This window comes from Oricola nitratireducens (assembly GCF_014904745.1).
Lineage (GTDB): Bacteria > Pseudomonadota > Alphaproteobacteria > Rhizobiales > Rhizobiaceae > Oricola > Oricola nitratireducens.
In genome coordinates this window covers 24,985-39,719 of sequence record NZ_JACZCS010000053.1, presented here as the reverse complement: position 1 = coordinate 39,719, position 14,735 = coordinate 24,985, and the positions used below count along the sequence as shown (strand labels likewise).

Below are 14,735 nucleotides of genomic sequence, written 5' to 3'. Positions count from 1 at the left end.
CATGTATGTCGCGGTCAAGGGCGGCGAAGCCGCCATTCGCAACGCGCACCGGCTGCTCGCCGACCGCCGGCGGGGCGACCGCTCCGTCCCGGCGCTGACGCTGGAGCAGATCGTCGAACAACTGGCGCTGGCCTGCGACCGGGTCATGGCCGAGGGATCGGTCCATGACCGCGATCTCGCCGCGCTCGCCATCAAGCAGGCGCGGGGCGACCTGATCGAGGCGATCTTCCTGCTGCGCGCCTATCGCACGACGCTGCCGCGCTTCGGCTATTCCGAGCCGGTCGACACGGCCAAGATGCAGGTCGAGCGGCGCATTTCGGCGACCTACAAGGACCTGCCGGGCGGACAGATGCTCGGGCCGACCTTCGACTACACGCATCGCCTGCTCGATCCGTCGCTGGCGCGCGACGAGACCGTCGACGAACCGGAACGGCGCGACGGCGATGATACGCCGGCGATGCGCGTCTCCGACATTCTCGCCGAGGAAGGGCTGATCGAAGCCGACGGCGAGGTCGACAGCGAGGAGGTCGGCGACCTGACCCGCACGCCGATGGAATTCCCGATGGCCCGCGACACGCGCCTGCAGGCGCTGGCGCGCGGCGACGAGGGTTTCCTGCTGGCGCTCGGCTATTCGACGCAGCGCGGCTATGCGCGCTCGCACCCCTTTGCCGGCGAAATCCGCATCGGCGAGGTGGATGTCGAGTTCCATGTGCCGGAACTGGGCTTCGCGATCACGCTCGGGCGCATCCGCGTGACCGAGTGCCAGATGGTCAACCAGTTCCAGGGATCGGCCAAGGCGCCGCCGCAGTTCACGCGCGGTTACGGGCTGGTCTTCGGCCAGTCGGAGAGGAAGGCGATGGCGATGGCGCTGTGCGACCGGGCTTTGCGGGCCGCCGAGCTTGGAGAAGACATCGTCGCGCCGGCACAGGACGAGGAGTTCGTGATTTCGCATTCGGACAATGTCCAGGCGACGGGCTTCGTCGAGCACCTGAAACTGCCGCATTATGTCGACTTCCAGGCGGAACTCGACCTCGTGCGCCGGATGCGCGGCGAACACACCAGGCGGCGCGACACGCAAGACAACATGCCGGAGGCGGCGGAATGACGATCGGGACCGATGACGGGCTGGCGACCTACAATTTCGCCTATCTGGACGAACAGACGAAACGCATGATCCGGCGCGCGATCCTCAAGGGGATCGCCATTCCGGGCTACCAGGTGCCGTTCGCGAGCCGCGAAATGCCGATGCCGTATGGCTGGGGCACCGGCGGCGTGCAGGTGACGGCGTCGATCATCGGGCCTGATGATGTGCTGAAGGTCATCGATCAGGGCGCCGACGACACCACCAACGCCGTTTCGATCCGCGCCTTCTTCGCCAAGGTCGCCGATGTCGAGACGACGACGGAGACGGCGAAAGCCTCGATCATCCAGACGCGCCACCGCATTCCGGAGGAAAAGCTGAAGGACGGCCAGATCCTCGTCTACCAGGTGCCGATCCCCGAGCCGCTGCGCTTCCTCGAGCCGCGCGAGACCGAGACGCGCAAGATGCACGCGCTTGCCGAATACGGGCTGATGCATGTGAAGCTCTACGAGGACATCGCCAAAAATGGCCATATCGCAACGACTTACGCCTATCCGGTGAAGGTCGAGGATCGCTACGTGATGGACCCGTCGCCGACGCCGAAATTCGACAATCCGAAGATGCACATGTCGGATGCATTGCAGTTGTTCGGGGCGGGGCGCGAGAAGCGCATCTATGCCGTGCCGCCGCACACGAAGGTCGTCAGCCTCGACTTCGAGGACTACCCGTTCGAGATCCAGACATTCGAGGAGCCGTGCGCGATGTGCGGCGCGCAGGGCGTCTATCTCGACGAGGTGATCCTCGACGACCGGGGCGGGCGGATGTTCGTCTGTTCCGACACCGATTACTGCGAAAAACGGCGCGAAGACGGACATCGAGGCCATCTGGCCGGCGATGCGATGGAGGCTGCGGAATGAGTGATCAACCTCTGCTGCGCGTCAGCGGCGTATCCAAGTTCTACGGCAACCGGATCGGCTGCAAGGACGTCTCGTTCGACCTGTGGCCGGGCGAGGTTCTGGCGATCGTCGGCGAATCCGGCTCCGGCAAGACGACGCTGCTCAACTGCATCTCGACGCGGCTGATGCCGACGGCGGGCACGGTGAGCTACCGCATGCGCGACGGCCAGTTCCGCGATCTCTACCGCATGGGCGAGGCCGAACGGCGCTTCCTGATGCGCACCGACTGGGGCTTCGTGCATCAGAATCCCGCCGACGGGCTGCGTATGAGCGTGTCTGCCGGCGCCAATGTCGGCGAGCGGCTGATGGCCGTCGGCGAGCGTCATTACGGCAACATCCGCGAGACCGCCACGGACTGGCTCGGCCGGGTCGAGATCGACGCCGACCGTATCGACGACCAGCCGCGCGCCTTCTCGGGCGGCATGCGCCAGCGGCTGCAGATTGCGCGCAATCTCGTCACCGGCCCGCGTCTCGTCTTCATGGACGAGCCGACCGGCGGTCTCGACGTCTCGGTGCAGGCGCGCCTGCTCGACCTGTTGCGCGGACTGGTCAACGATCTCGGCCTCGCCGTCGTCGTCGTCACCCACGATCTCGCGGTGGCGCGGCTTTTGTCGCACCGCATGATGGTGATGAAGGATGGCGCGGTGGTCGAGACGGGGCTGACCGACCGGGTGCTCGACGATCCGCGCGCGCCCTACACGCAACTCCTCGTATCCTCGATCCTGCAAGTTTAGAAAAGGGAGCGTAGCCATGCCCACTCCGGTCGTCGTTTCCGATGTCGCCAAGAATTTCACCATGCATCTGCGCGGCGGGATCGTCATTCCCGTCGTCGAGCATGTCGATTTCTCGCTGAAGGCGGGGCAGTGCGCCGTGCTTGGCGGGCCGTCGGGGGCGGGCAAGAGCTCGATCCTGAAAATGCTCTACGGCAATTACGGCGTCGAAAAAGGGCAGATCCTCGTCAGGCACAATGGCGACTATGTCGATCTCGCCAGCGCCGATCCGCGCACGGTGATCGCGATCCGGCGCGACACGATCGGCTATGTCAGCCAATTCCTGCGCGTCGTGCCGCGTGTCTCGGCGCTCGATGTGGCGGCGGAACCGCTGGCGCAGCGCGGCGCCGATCCGGACAAGGCGCGCGCGCGCGCCGCGGAACTGTTTTCGCGGCTGAACCTGCCGGAGACGCTGTGGAACCTGCCGCCGGCGACCTTCTCCGGCGGCGAACAGCAGCGCGTCAATATCGCGCGCGGTTTCATCACCGATCACCCGGTGCTGCTGCTTGACGAACCGACGGCCTCGCTCGACGCGAAGAACCGCGCGGTGGTCATCGAGATGATCGCCGAAAAGAAGAAGGCCGGCGTCGCACTACTCGGCATCTTCCACGACCAGGACGTGCGCGACGAGGTCGCCGACGCGATCATCGACGTAACCCGGTTCGCGTCCTCGAAGGCGGCGTGAAGCGACGATGACCAAGACGCTCGGCACCGAACCCTATATCCATCCGACCGCCGAGGTGACCAACTCGACGCTCGGCCGCTATACCGAGATCGACGAGCGCTGCATCGTCTCCGAATGCGAGATCGGCGACTATTCCTACCTGATCCGCGAGACCGAGGCGTGGTGCGCGACGATCGGCAAATTCGCGAATATCGCCAGTCACGTGCGCATCAACGCGACCAACCATCCGACATGGCGGGCGACGCAGCACCATTTCGTCTACCGGGCGGGTGACTATTTCGAGGACGCCAGCCACGAGGACGAATTCTTCGAGTGGCGGCGCGGCAACCGCGTCGTGATCGGCCACGACACCTGGATCGGCCACGGCGCGACGATCCTGCCGGGCGTGACCGTCGGCGACGGGGCGGCCATCGGCGCGGGCGCGGTCGTCTCGAAGGACGTCGCCCCCTACATGATCGTCGGCGGCGTGCCGGCGAAACCGATCCGCGAACGGTTCCCGAAAGCGGTCGCCGACCGGCTTCAGGCGCTTGCGTGGTGGGACTGGGATCACGCATTGCTGCGTGCCGCGCTGGACGATTTCCGGGCGCTCGATATCGAGGCGTTTCTGGAAAAGTACGAATCCGCCTGAACCCGGTCGCCGTCCGGGCTCCGTTTCTTCCGCTCTTGTTGACAGTTGGATGACACCGGCCGCCGCGGCGCCGCGCGCGGCGCCGGAAAACGCCCGGATTGCTTGAAAAACGGGCAGGGGGCGAACCGTCCACAGCCCTCTGCAACGTGTCATCAAACTGAGACCGAACTGACATTTTTCGGTGATCGAAGCCGCATAGACCCGCCATTGACGCAAACAGTCCCCGGGGTTGCTTATGCTCGAAATTACGAACGTGACCCGCCGTTTCGGTTCCAACGCGGCGGTCAAGTCGGTCGATCTGCACATCCCGTCCGGGCAGATGGTCGGCGTCATCGGCGCATCCGGCGCCGGCAAGTCGACGCTGCTGCGCATGATCAACCGGCTGATCGATCCGTCCGAGGGGCGGATCGCCTTTCACGGCGCCGAGGTCTCGTCGCTCAAGGGTCAGGCGCTGCGCAACTGGCAGCGCGACTGCGCGATGATCTTCCAGCAATTCAACCTCGTGCCGCGCGTCGACGTGTTGACGAACGTGCTTCTCGGGCGGCTGAACCACCGCTCCACGGTGTCGAGCGTGCTCGGCATGTTCACCCGCGAGGAGAGGGCGATGGCCATCGCCGCGCTCGAGCGGCTCGATATCGCCAAGACGGCCATGCAGCGCGCCGGCACGCTGTCCGGCGGGCAGCAGCAGCGCGTCGCCATCGCAAGGGCGCTGATGCAGCAGCCGAAGGTGATCCTCGCCGACGAGCCGATCGCCTCGCTCGACCCGCGCAATGCGCAAGTGGTCATGCAGTCGCTGCACGACATCAACAAGAATGACGGCATCACGGTCATCACCAACCTGCACACGCTGGATACGGCCCGCACCTATTGCGAGCGGATCGTCGGCATGGCGGGCGGGGAGGTGGTCTTCGACGGCTCGCCGGACGACCTGACCGAGGCCGCGGCGCGCCGGATTTACGGCGCCGACGCGCTGGAAGAAGCGTTTTCCGAGGCGGTCACCTCGACCAGCTTCGGCGCCGGCCGGGAAAAGGCCACGCCCAAACCCGAGCCGGAGGTCGCCGCGGCCCGAATTTGAGCGGCGGCACGGAATTCCGCGCGATGTCGGTCGCGTCGCGCGGATGCTTTTTTCGAACGACCACATCAAAACGGGGACAACTCCCCGCATACAGGAGAGACGAAATGCTCAAGAAAGTCCTTCTCGCAACGGTTGCGACCGTTGCCGTCGCCACCGGTTCGGCCCAGGCCCAGGACGTGTTCCGCGTCGGCATTCTCGGCGGCGAAAACGAGGCCGACCGCCTGCGCAGCTTCCAGTGCATGGTCGACCAGCTTCCGAAAGCCATCGGCGTCAAGGAAGTCAAACTCTTCCCCGCCGCCGACTATGACGGCGTCATCCAGGGCCTTCTCGGCGGCACGCTCGATTATGCCGAGCTCGGCGCTTCCGGCTACGCCAAGGTCTACCTGACCGATCCGAAGGCCGTCGATCCGGTGTTGACGACCGTCCAGACCGACGGTTCCACCGGCTACCACTCCGTCATGGTCGCCCGCAAGGACAGCGGCATGACCAAGCTGGAAGACATGAAGGGCAAGAAGCTCGGCTTCGCCGATCCCGATTCGACCTCGGGCTTCCTCGTCCCGAACGTCGCCCTGCCGCCGGTCATCGGCATGCCGATCGCCGACTTCTTCTCCGAAACCGGTTTCGGCGGCGGTCATGAGAACCTCGTTCTCGAAGTCGTGAAGGGCACCTTCGATGCCGGCACGACCTGGGCTTCCGGCGTTGGCGACTTCGCCGACGGCTACACCTCGGGCAACCTGCGCAAAATGGTCGAAAAGGGCATCCTCGACATGGACGATCTGGTGCAGCTGTGGGAATCGCCGCTGATCCCGAACGGTCCGATCGTCGTTTCCAACAAGCTGGACCAGGACGTGCGCGCGAAGTTCATTTCCTACATGAAAGCCCTTCCGGAATCCGATCCGGAATGCTTCTCCGCCATCCAGGGCGGCGACTACAAGGGCTTCGTCGATGTCGACGCCTCGTTCTACGAGACGATCATCGCAGCCCGCAAGGCAACGATCGGCGGCTAATCGCCTTCGTGACTTCCTGGCGCCGCGGCCATGGCCGCGGCGCTTTCTCGACTTCAGAGGATGGTCTTCATGGCCCTGGCAGACGCGACCGGTCGCGATTCCTACATCAGGGACGGACGCTATGACGTGGAGCGCCACTGGCGCGACCTGAATGCGACTCGCCGCCTCTACACGATCGGCGGCCTGATATTGCTGGCGGTCGCCCTGGTCGCCTCGCTCTGGTTCGCCAACGAGACGAATGCCGGCAAGTTCATCGACCGGCTGCCCCATCTGTTCGACTTCGCCGGCGACCTGATCCCGCGCGACGGCTGGGAAATGTGGCGCGCGCTGTTCGACCGGCCGAGCCCCTACGACACCGGCAGCCTGCAATACAATTACCCGGTCGGACGCGTCTACGTCACCGATACGTTCTACATCCCGGAATATTTCTACAAGATGCTGGAAACGCTGAATATCGCGCTTCTGGCCACGTTCATCGGCTTCACCTTCGGTTTCGCGCTCTGCTTCCTTGCCGCCAAGAACCTGACGGCCTCGCGCTGGCTGCGCTTCACGGTCCGCCGGTTCATGGAAATCCTGCGCGCCTTCCCGGAGATCGTGATCGCCGGGTTTTTCCTGGCCATCTTCTCCCTCGGGCCGATCCCGGCGATCATCGCCGTTTCGATTCACACGATCGGCGCGCTCGGCAAGATGTTCTTCGAAGTCGTCGAGAACGCCGACATGAAGGCGGACGAGGGCTTGCGCGCCGTCGGCGGCAACTGGCTCGAGCGCGTGTGGTTCGGCATCGTGCCGCAGGTCATGCCGAACTTTCTCAGCTACGCGCTGCTGCGTTTCGAGATCAATGTGCGCGCCTCGACCATCCTCGGCGCGGTGGGCGCCGGTGGCATCGGCGAGGTGTTGCGCCTGTCGATCAGCCGCGGGCACGAGGCCAAGACGCTCGCCATCATCCTTCTCCTGTTCGCGACGATCGTCTGTGTCGACCAGTTCTCGGCCTGGCTGCGCAAGAAGCTCGTCGGCAAACAGGCCTTCGAATTCGGACGGTGACCATGACGACGCTGACAGCTGAACAAATCGACGATATCGCCCGGCGTCATCCGGATGCCTTCCGGCAATCGTTTCTGAGGCGTTTCGCCTACCCGCTCGGCGTTGTGGGCCTGGCGCTCTACACGGTTTATGCGTGGTGGTTCTTCTCGATCGGCGCGGTACTCACCAACGGGCACTGGGACATCGCGGGCGCCTATCTGGCCGACTGGGTGTCCTACGAGGTTCGGCCGGAGGTCGATTACGAGACCGGCGATCTCAAGGTGACATTTCCGAAATACTCTCCGCTCGGTTCCGATCCCCATCCGGACTGGGTCAAGGAGACGCCGGGCAAGGTGACCGTGACCGTCACCAGGCCGGACGCGGGCGGAGGAGCGCCCGCGACCAGTACGGGCGCCGCCGCCACCACCTCCTTCATGTCGCCATCCTCGCCCGCGACGAGCACCGGAGACGGCGGTGTTGCCAACTCATTCATGTCGCCGAGCTCGTCTGCGACGAGCATGGGGGCAAGTGCCGGCACCGGATCCGGCAGCGGGGACACCGCGTCGGTGACCGAGGTTCGGGACGGAACGGCCAGGGTCGACGTGAAGATTTCGGGCACGTCGCATGTCGAGATCGTTCCGGGCGCGGTCGTCGTGACGCGCGGCGGCCAGTCGGTGACGCTGAAGACGGACCCGGAAAACCATCGGGTCGAGGCGCCGGCGACGCTTCCGGACTGGATAAGCCAGCGCAAACCCGGTTCGAAGGTCTATGCCTATTTCGGCTTCGCCGGACGGGTGGAAATCCGCGCCGACGTGACCAAGGTCAGCAAGCGCTTCCTCGGTTGGGAGAATTTCTGGTTCGACACCCGTTCGCCCTATTGGGGCAAGACCTTCCCGCAGGTGATGGCGCTGGCGTTTTCCGGCGACCGGATCGAACCGGGCCGTTCCAACCTCGCCGTGATGTGGGACAACATCGTCAACAATGCCGAGTGGCAGCATGGTGATGTCTGGATCAAGCTTTTGCAGACCATCGTGATGGCCTTCGTCGGCACGTTGTTTGCCGTGACGCTGGCGTTTCCGCTGTCGTTTCTCGCGGCGCGCAACATCACGCCAAACCCCGTCCTCAACCAGATCCTGAAGCGTTTCTTCGACTTCCAGCGCTCGGTCGACATGCTGATCTGGGCGCTGTTCTTCACCCGCGCCTTCGGACCGGGGCCGCTGGCAGGCATATCGGCGATTTTCTTCACCGACACCGGCACGTTCGGAAAGCTCTATTCCGAGTCGCTGGAAAACATCGACGACAAGCAGCGCGAGGGCGTGCGCTCGGTCGGCGCTTCGCCGGCGGCGGTGCAGCGTTTCGGCGTGGTGCCGCAGGTGCTGCCCGTCTTCATCTCCCAGGCGCTCTATTTCTGGGAATCGAACACACGCTCTGCCACCATCATCGGCGCCGTCGGCGCGGGCGGTATCGGGCTGAAACTGTGGGAAGCGATGCGGACAAATCAGGATTGGGAAAATGTGGCCTATATGGTGATACTGATCCTCATTGTGGTCTTCGTTTTCGACAATATTTCCAACGCGCTTCGCAGCCGGCTGACCGAACCGGCCGCGCAGGACTGACACGAGAACAACGGAAAGTATCTACATGAACGAGATTCGGGGAGCATCGGCCTTTACCGATGCGCGGCCGGAAGAAGTCTTCACCAACGCGCATGTCGTCCTCGCCGACGAAATCATCGACGGGACCGTGGTCGTGCGCGACGGCGCGATCGTCGACGTGCAGCCCGGCCGCACGGCCGTTCCTGCCGGCGACATGGAAGGCGACTACCTGATCCCAGGCCTGGTCGAACTGCATACCGACCATCTCGAAACGCATTACAACCCGCGCCCCGGCGTGGTCTGGAGCCTGATGGCCTCCGTTCAGGCTTATGACGCGCAGATCGCGACCTCCGGGATCACGACCGTGTTCGACTGCTTCCGGATGGGGAGCGACGAGGACAATGGCTACGAAGCCGGCGAGATGCGCCGGCTCGCCGATGCGCTGAAGGCGGCGCAGGCGGCCGGGAGGCTGCGCGCCGACCACCGCATCCACCTGCGTTGCGAGGTGTCGTCGGACAATGTCATCGAGGAACTGGACGAGTTCCGCGACGAGGAGCTGGTCGGCCTTGCGTCGCTGATGGACCATGCGCCGGGCCAGCGGCAGTTCCAGACGCTCGACAAATACGTGCTCTACTACAAGAAGAAACGCGGCCTGAACGATGCCGAGTTCGAGGCCTTCGTGAAACGGCGCCAGGAAGAATCGGCGATATATTCGGCGAAGCACCGCGAGGAAATAGCCGAGCACTGCCACGCCATGGGCGTCACGCTCGCCTCGCATGACGACGCGACGCTGGAGCATGTCGAGGAAGCCATCCGCCAGGGCATCAAGCTTGCCGAGTTCCCGACCTCGATCGAGGCGGCGAAGGCTTCGCACGAGGCCGGCATGAGCGTGCTGATGGGCGCGCCGAACATCGTTCGCGGCGGGTCGCATTCCGGCAATGTCGCGGCCATCGACCTGGCGCGTCTCGGCATCCTCGACGTGCTGTCGTCGGACTACATCCCGTTCAGCCTGCTGCACGCGACCTTCGTTCTTGCCCGCGATCTTGATTCAATCGATCTGCCCAAGGCGCTGAAAATGGTGACAAAATCGCCGGCGGAGACGGTCGGTCTGACGGATCGCGGCGAGATCGCGATTGGCAAGCGCGCCGATGTCGTGCGTGTGCATCACGATCCGGATCATCCCGAACACGTACCGGTCATTCGCGGCGTGTGGCGCGGCGGCCGCAGGGTGGCCTGAGTGGCGCGCGCTGGCTGCTTCGTTGCCATCGTCGGCCCGAGCGGATCGGGCAAGGATACGCTCATCAACTGGCTGAGGCCCCGGCTTGCATCGGCGCCTGACGTGATGTTCGTGCGCCGGGCCGTCACGCGCGACGCCGACGGCACCACCGAGGACCATGATGCGCTCGACCGCGAGACGTTCGCGCTGGCCGAGGAGGCGGGGCGCTACGCGGTCGCCTGGGAGGCGCACGGACTGCGCTACGGCATACCGGCCGAGGCGCTGCATCACATCGAAAAGGGCGGGATCGCTATCGCCAACGGGTCGCGCCGCGCGCTCGGAGAGATCGAACGGGTCTTCGGGAACCTGCTGGTCGTCCGCCTGACGGTCGAGCGCGACGTTCTCGCGCAACGGCTCGCCCGGCGCGGCCGCGAGACGGAAGACGAGATCGCCAGACGGCTGGCCCGCAGCGACGAGGCGTTGCCGGTCGATTGCCGCACGGTCGAGATCGACAACAGCGGACCGGTCGAGCGGGCAGGCGAAGCGCTCATGGCGCTGCTTCAGCGTGAATTCGGCCTGACACCGGCAGTCTCCGCCTAATCGTCCAACGGCCCGTCCTTGACGGCCTGCATCGACACATAGGTCGAGGTGTTGGCGACGTGGGGAAGGGCGGAAATGGATTCGCCCAATATGCGCCGGTAGGCGGTGATGTCGCGGGTGCGTACCTTCAGCAGGAAATCGAACGGCCCGGCGATCATGTGGCATTGCTCGACCTCGGGGATCCGCTTGACCGCGGCGTTGAAGGCAGCGAGCGCCTTTTCGGTCGTGTCGGACAGCTTGACCTCGGTGAAGGCGACATGTTCGCGGCCGATCTTGGCCATGTCCAGCACGGCCTTGAAACCGAGAATGTAGCCATCGTCGACCAGCCGCTTGAGCCGGACCTGACACGGGCTTTTCGACAGGCCGACCCGCTTGGCGAGTTCGGTCACCGGCAGGCGTCCCTCGGTTTCGAGGATAGAGATGATCCGCCTGTCGTAGCGGTCCAATCGGTTGGATGCGGGGGCTGTTTCTTCCATTTGATCTGCAGAATACAAGCTATTAGGGAATTTGTCCCGGATTTTCCGCAAACAAGGGAATATCGCCTTTCCAGCGAATGCTATGATCGCGCATTGTACCGCGACAGGAGGCAGTTGCGCGAAATGGACAGGCTTTCTTCCGCACGCAAAGACATGCGCGAGGCGCACCGCGCCGACGAAGCCGGGGTTCTGGACCGGTTGATCGCCGATTTCGGACCGGAGGCAGCGATGCGCGCCAGGATCAATGCGCGCGCCGCCGGGCTCGTCGAGGCGATCCGCGCCGAGGACCGGCCGGGCCTGATGGAGGTGTTTCTCGCCGAATACGGCCTGTCGACCGAAGAGGGCGTCGCGCTGATGTGCCTTGCGGAAGCGCTGCTGCGGGTGCCGGATTCCACGACGATCGACGACCTCATCGAGGACAAGATCGCGCCGTCGAAATGGGGCGTGCATCTGGGCAAGTCCAACTCCTCGCTGGTCAATGCCTCGACCTGGGCGCTGATGCTGACCGGCAAGGTGCTCGACGCCGACCGGTCGCAGGGTATGGCGGGGCTGTTGCACGGAGCGGTGAAACGGCTCGGCGAGCCGGTTATCCGGACGGCGGTGCGCCAGGCGATGAAGGAGCTCGGCAGCCAGTTCGTGCTCGGCGAAACGATCGAGAGCGCGATGCATCGCGGCTCGGCGATGGAGGCGAAGGGCTACAGCTATTCCTACGACATGCTGGGCGAAGCGGCGCTGACGGCGGCGGATGCGGGCGATTATTTCGACGCCTATGCGGCCGCGATCAAGGCGATCGCGACGCGATGCCGGGCGGACGACATCCGGCGCAATCCGGGCATTTCGGTCAAGCTGTCGGCACTGCATCCGCGCTACGAGGTGGCGCAGGGCGCGCGCGTCATGGCGGAACTGGTGCCGCGCGTCGCCAATCTCGCCGCAATGGCGGCGGAAGGGCGGATGGGCTTCAACATCGACGCCGAAGAGGCCGACCGGCTGGACCTGTCGCTGGACGTGATCGAAGCGGTTCTCGCCGATCCGCGTCTTGCCGGATGGGACGGGTTCGGCGTCGTCGTGCAGGCCTATGGCAAGCGCGCGCGTCCGGTCATCGACTGGCTGCACGCCCTGGCGGAGCGGCTCGACCGGCGCATCATGGTGCGGCTGGTGAAGGGCGCGTATTGGGACACCGAGATCAAGCGGGCTCAGATCGACGGCGTCGAGGATTTCCCGGTCTATACGCGCAAGGAAGCGACGGATGTCTCCTATATCTGCTGCGCGCGCAAACTGCTGTCGATGACGGACCGGATCTATCCGCAATTCGCCACGCATAACGCGCATACCGTCGGCGCGATCCTGGAGATGGCGGACGACCGCGACAGTTTCGAATTCCAGCGGCTGCACGGCATGGGCGAGGCGCTGCACCGCCTCGTGCTGAACGGCGAGAAGACGAAGTGCCGGATCTACGCGCCGGTCGGGGCGCATCGCGACCTGCTGGCCTATCTGGTGCGCCGCCTGCTCGAAAACGGCGCCAATTCCTCCTTCGTCAACCAGATCGTCAATCCGGCGGTTCCGGTCGCCGAGATCGTCGCCGATCCGTTCGCCGAATGGGCCGCCGATCCGACATCCAATCCGCGCATCCGCAAGCCGGCGGACGTCTTCCTGCCCGAGCGGGGCAATTCGCGCGGCTTCGACCTGCGCAACACATCCGACCTCGATGCGATCGAGGCGGCGCGCGCGCCGTTCCGCAAGCAGCGTTTCGAAGCCGCGCCGGTCCTCGATGCGCCGAATGGAGGCGGTCCGGCGCGCGAGGCGGTCAACCCCGCCGACCCGGAGGACATTGTCGGCATGGTCGCCGAAGCGACCGAAGCGGACGTGCGAAGCGCGCTCGAAGTGGCGCGCGACTGGTCGGATTGTCCGGCCGGCGCGCGGGCCGACGTACTGCGGCGTGCCGCCGATCTCTACGAGAAGGAATTCGGGGCGTTTTTTGCGATTCTGGCGCGCGAGGCGGGCAAAACGCTGCTCGACGCGGTCGGCGAATTGCGCGAGGCCGCCGATTTCCTGCGCTATTACGCCGGGCAGGCGGAAGGTCTCGGCGAAGCGCGGCCGCGCGGGCTGTTCGCCTGCATCTCGCCGTGGAACTTCCCGCTGGCGATCTTCACCGGCCAGATCGCGGCGGCGCTTGCCGCCGGCAACGGCGTCCTGGCGAAGCCCGCCGAGCAGACCCCGCTGATCGCGGCGCGCGCCGTGAAGCTCCTGCACGCGGCGGGCGTGCCGGAGAACGTGCTGCAACTGCTGCCGGGCGACGGCGCGACGGTCGGCGCGGCGCTCACCTCCGATCCGCGCATCGGCGGCGTCTGCTTCACGGGATCGACGGAGACCGCGCAGGCGATCAACCGCGCCATGGCGGCAAATCTCGCGCCCGACGCGCCCCTGATCGCGGAAACCGGCGGTCTGAACGCGATGATCGTCGATTCGACGGCACTGCCGGAACAGGCGGTGAAGGATATCGTCGCCTCCGCCTTCCAGTCGGCCGGTCAGCGCTGTTCGGCGCTTCGGGTGCTTTACCTGCAGCAGGATGTCGCCGACACGGTTCTGGAAATGCTGTTCGGCGCGATGGACGAATTGCGTCCCGGCGATCCGTGGCTGCTTTCGACCGATACCGGTCCGGTGATCGACGAGGAGGCGCGGCAGGTCATCGTCCGCCATGTCGAAAAGGCCCGCGCAGAGAATCGATTGCTGAAGGAGCTTGAGAAACCGAATCAGGGGACCTTCGTCGCGCCGGCGGTCATTCGCGTCGGCGGAATCGGCGATCTCGAACGCGAGATCTTCGGGCCGGTGCTGCATGTCGCGACCTTCAAGGCGTCGCAGATCGATCGGGTGATCGCCGACATCAACGCGTCGGGCTACGGGCTGACATTCGGCCTGCACAGCCGCATCGACGACCGCGTCGAGCACGTCACCTCGCGGCTTGCGGTCGGCAACATCTACATCAACCGCAACCAGATCGGCGCGGTCGTCTGCTCGCAGCCTTTCGGCGGCGAGTGCCTGTCGGGCACCGGCCCGAAGGCCGGCGGTCCGCATTATCTCGGCCGGTTCGTGCGCGCGGAAACGAAGTCCGGCGCCGTGTCACGCGGTATCGCCGCCGATCCGTTGGCGGTGCAATCGCGTATCGACCAGACCAGGCGCCCGGCGCGGGCGGCGCTCACGACTCAGGCCATGCCCGGCGTGACGGGGGAGTCCAACCGGTTGTCCAGCTATGCGCGCGGTGTCGTCTTGTGCCTCGGTCCCGGTGCGGATGCGGTGGAAGCGCAGGCGGGTCTTGCCAGGGCGCAGGGTTGTGTGCCGCTGATCGTGGCGCCGGATGCGACGGGATCGGACGCTATCCCGTTCTTCCTGGAACGCGAGACGCTCGCCACGCTGAAGGGGTTCGACGCGGTCCTGCTGTGGAGCGACGCGGACGACCTGCGCGCCGCCCGCATTGCGTTGGCCAAGCGCCCGGGGCCGATCATCCCGCTGGTCGCGGAAGCCGAGCCGGGTGACCGCCTGATCCTGGAGCGCCATGTCTGCATCGACACGACGGCGGCGGGCGGCAACGCGGCGCTGCTGGCGGCGAATGCCTGAACGCGGGGCCATTG

The 14,735-nt window shown here is 65.4% G+C and carries 13 protein-coding genes; 12 read left to right on the top strand and 1 reads right to left on the bottom strand.

What is annotated here, in order from left to right; genetic code table 11:
- The first annotated feature begins 1 nt into the window (after window position 1).
- From IG169_RS23335 to phnN, 11 genes are all read left to right on the top strand, one after another.
- Window positions 2–1,105: a carbon-phosphorus lyase complex subunit gene (locus IG169_RS23335; RefSeq protein ID WP_193178685.1), complete on the top strand. Its 1,104-nt coding sequence runs from the start codon at window positions 2–4 to the stop codon at window positions 1,103–1,105.
- On the top strand, window positions 1,102–1,998 hold the full coding sequence (locus tag IG169_RS23330; protein ID WP_193178684.1) for an alpha-D-ribose 1-methylphosphonate 5-phosphate C-P-lyase PhnJ: 897 nt from the start codon (window positions 1,102–1,104) through the stop codon (window positions 1,996–1,998). The genes IG169_RS23335 and IG169_RS23330 overlap by 4 nt, the downstream gene beginning before the upstream one ends.
- On the top strand, window positions 1,995–2,771 hold the full coding sequence (gene phnK / locus IG169_RS23325) for a phosphonate C-P lyase system protein PhnK (RefSeq protein ID WP_193178683.1): 777 nt from the start codon (window positions 1,995–1,997) through the stop codon (window positions 2,769–2,771). Before IG169_RS23330 ends, phnK begins: the two co-directional genes overlap by 4 nt.
- 16 nt (window positions 2,772–2,787) lie before the next feature.
- Window positions 2,788–3,492: a phosphonate C-P lyase system protein PhnL gene (gene phnL / locus IG169_RS23320; protein WP_193178682.1), complete on the top strand. Its 705-nt coding sequence runs from the start codon at window positions 2,788–2,790 to the stop codon at window positions 3,490–3,492.
- Between the two features lie 7 nt (window positions 3,493–3,499).
- Window positions 3,500–4,120: a DapH/DapD/GlmU-related protein gene (locus tag IG169_RS23315; RefSeq protein WP_193178681.1), complete on the top strand. Its 621-nt coding sequence runs from the start codon at window positions 3,500–3,502 to the stop codon at window positions 4,118–4,120.
- A gap of 235 nt (window positions 4,121–4,355) precedes the next feature.
- Window positions 4,356–5,195, top strand: a complete 840-nt coding sequence (gene phnC, locus IG169_RS23310) for a phosphonate ABC transporter ATP-binding protein (protein ID WP_193178680.1) — start codon at window positions 4,356–4,358, stop codon at window positions 5,193–5,195.
- Window positions 5,196–5,299: 104 nt separating this feature from the next.
- The gene (gene phnD, locus IG169_RS23305; RefSeq protein WP_193178679.1) at window positions 5,300–6,202 is read left to right on the top strand and encodes a phosphonate ABC transporter substrate-binding protein; all 903 of its coding nucleotides are present in this window, start codon (window positions 5,300–5,302) and stop codon (window positions 6,200–6,202) included.
- A gap of 69 nt (window positions 6,203–6,271) precedes the next feature.
- Complete coding sequence (gene phnE, locus IG169_RS23300; protein ID WP_246717551.1) at window positions 6,272–7,243, top strand: phosphonate ABC transporter, permease protein PhnE; 972 nt, start codon at window positions 6,272–6,274, stop codon at window positions 7,241–7,243.
- A 2-nt stretch (window positions 7,244–7,245) separates the two neighbouring features.
- Window positions 7,246–8,838: a phosphonate ABC transporter, permease protein PhnE gene (phnE, locus tag IG169_RS23295; protein WP_193178677.1), complete on the top strand. Its 1,593-nt coding sequence runs from the start codon at window positions 7,246–7,248 to the stop codon at window positions 8,836–8,838.
- A gap of 25 nt (window positions 8,839–8,863) precedes the next feature.
- A complete protein-coding gene (locus tag IG169_RS23290) occupies window positions 8,864–10,054 on the top strand; it encodes an alpha-D-ribose 1-methylphosphonate 5-triphosphate diphosphatase (RefSeq protein WP_193178676.1) in 1,191 nt (396 codons plus the stop codon).
- Entirely contained in the window at window positions 10,055–10,633 is a 579-nt protein-coding gene (gene phnN / locus IG169_RS23285) for a phosphonate metabolism protein/1,5-bisphosphokinase (PRPP-forming) PhnN (protein WP_193178675.1), read from the top strand.
- Here phnN and IG169_RS23280 read toward each other — a convergent pair.
- A complete protein-coding gene (locus IG169_RS23280; protein ID WP_193178674.1) occupies window positions 10,630–11,109 on the bottom strand; it encodes an Lrp/AsnC family transcriptional regulator in 480 nt (159 codons plus the stop codon). The two genes, phnN and IG169_RS23280, sit on opposite strands and share 4 nt — an antisense overlap.
- Before the next feature lie 123 nt (window positions 11,110–11,232).
- Here IG169_RS23280 and putA point away from each other — a divergent pair, with 123 nt between their 5' ends.
- Window positions 11,233–14,721 (top strand): bifunctional proline dehydrogenase/L-glutamate gamma-semialdehyde dehydrogenase PutA, encoded by a 3,489-nt coding sequence (gene putA, locus IG169_RS23275; RefSeq protein ID WP_193178673.1) that lies wholly within the window; start codon window positions 11,233–11,235, stop codon window positions 14,719–14,721.
- The last annotated feature ends 14 nt before the right edge of the window (window positions 14,722–14,735 follow it).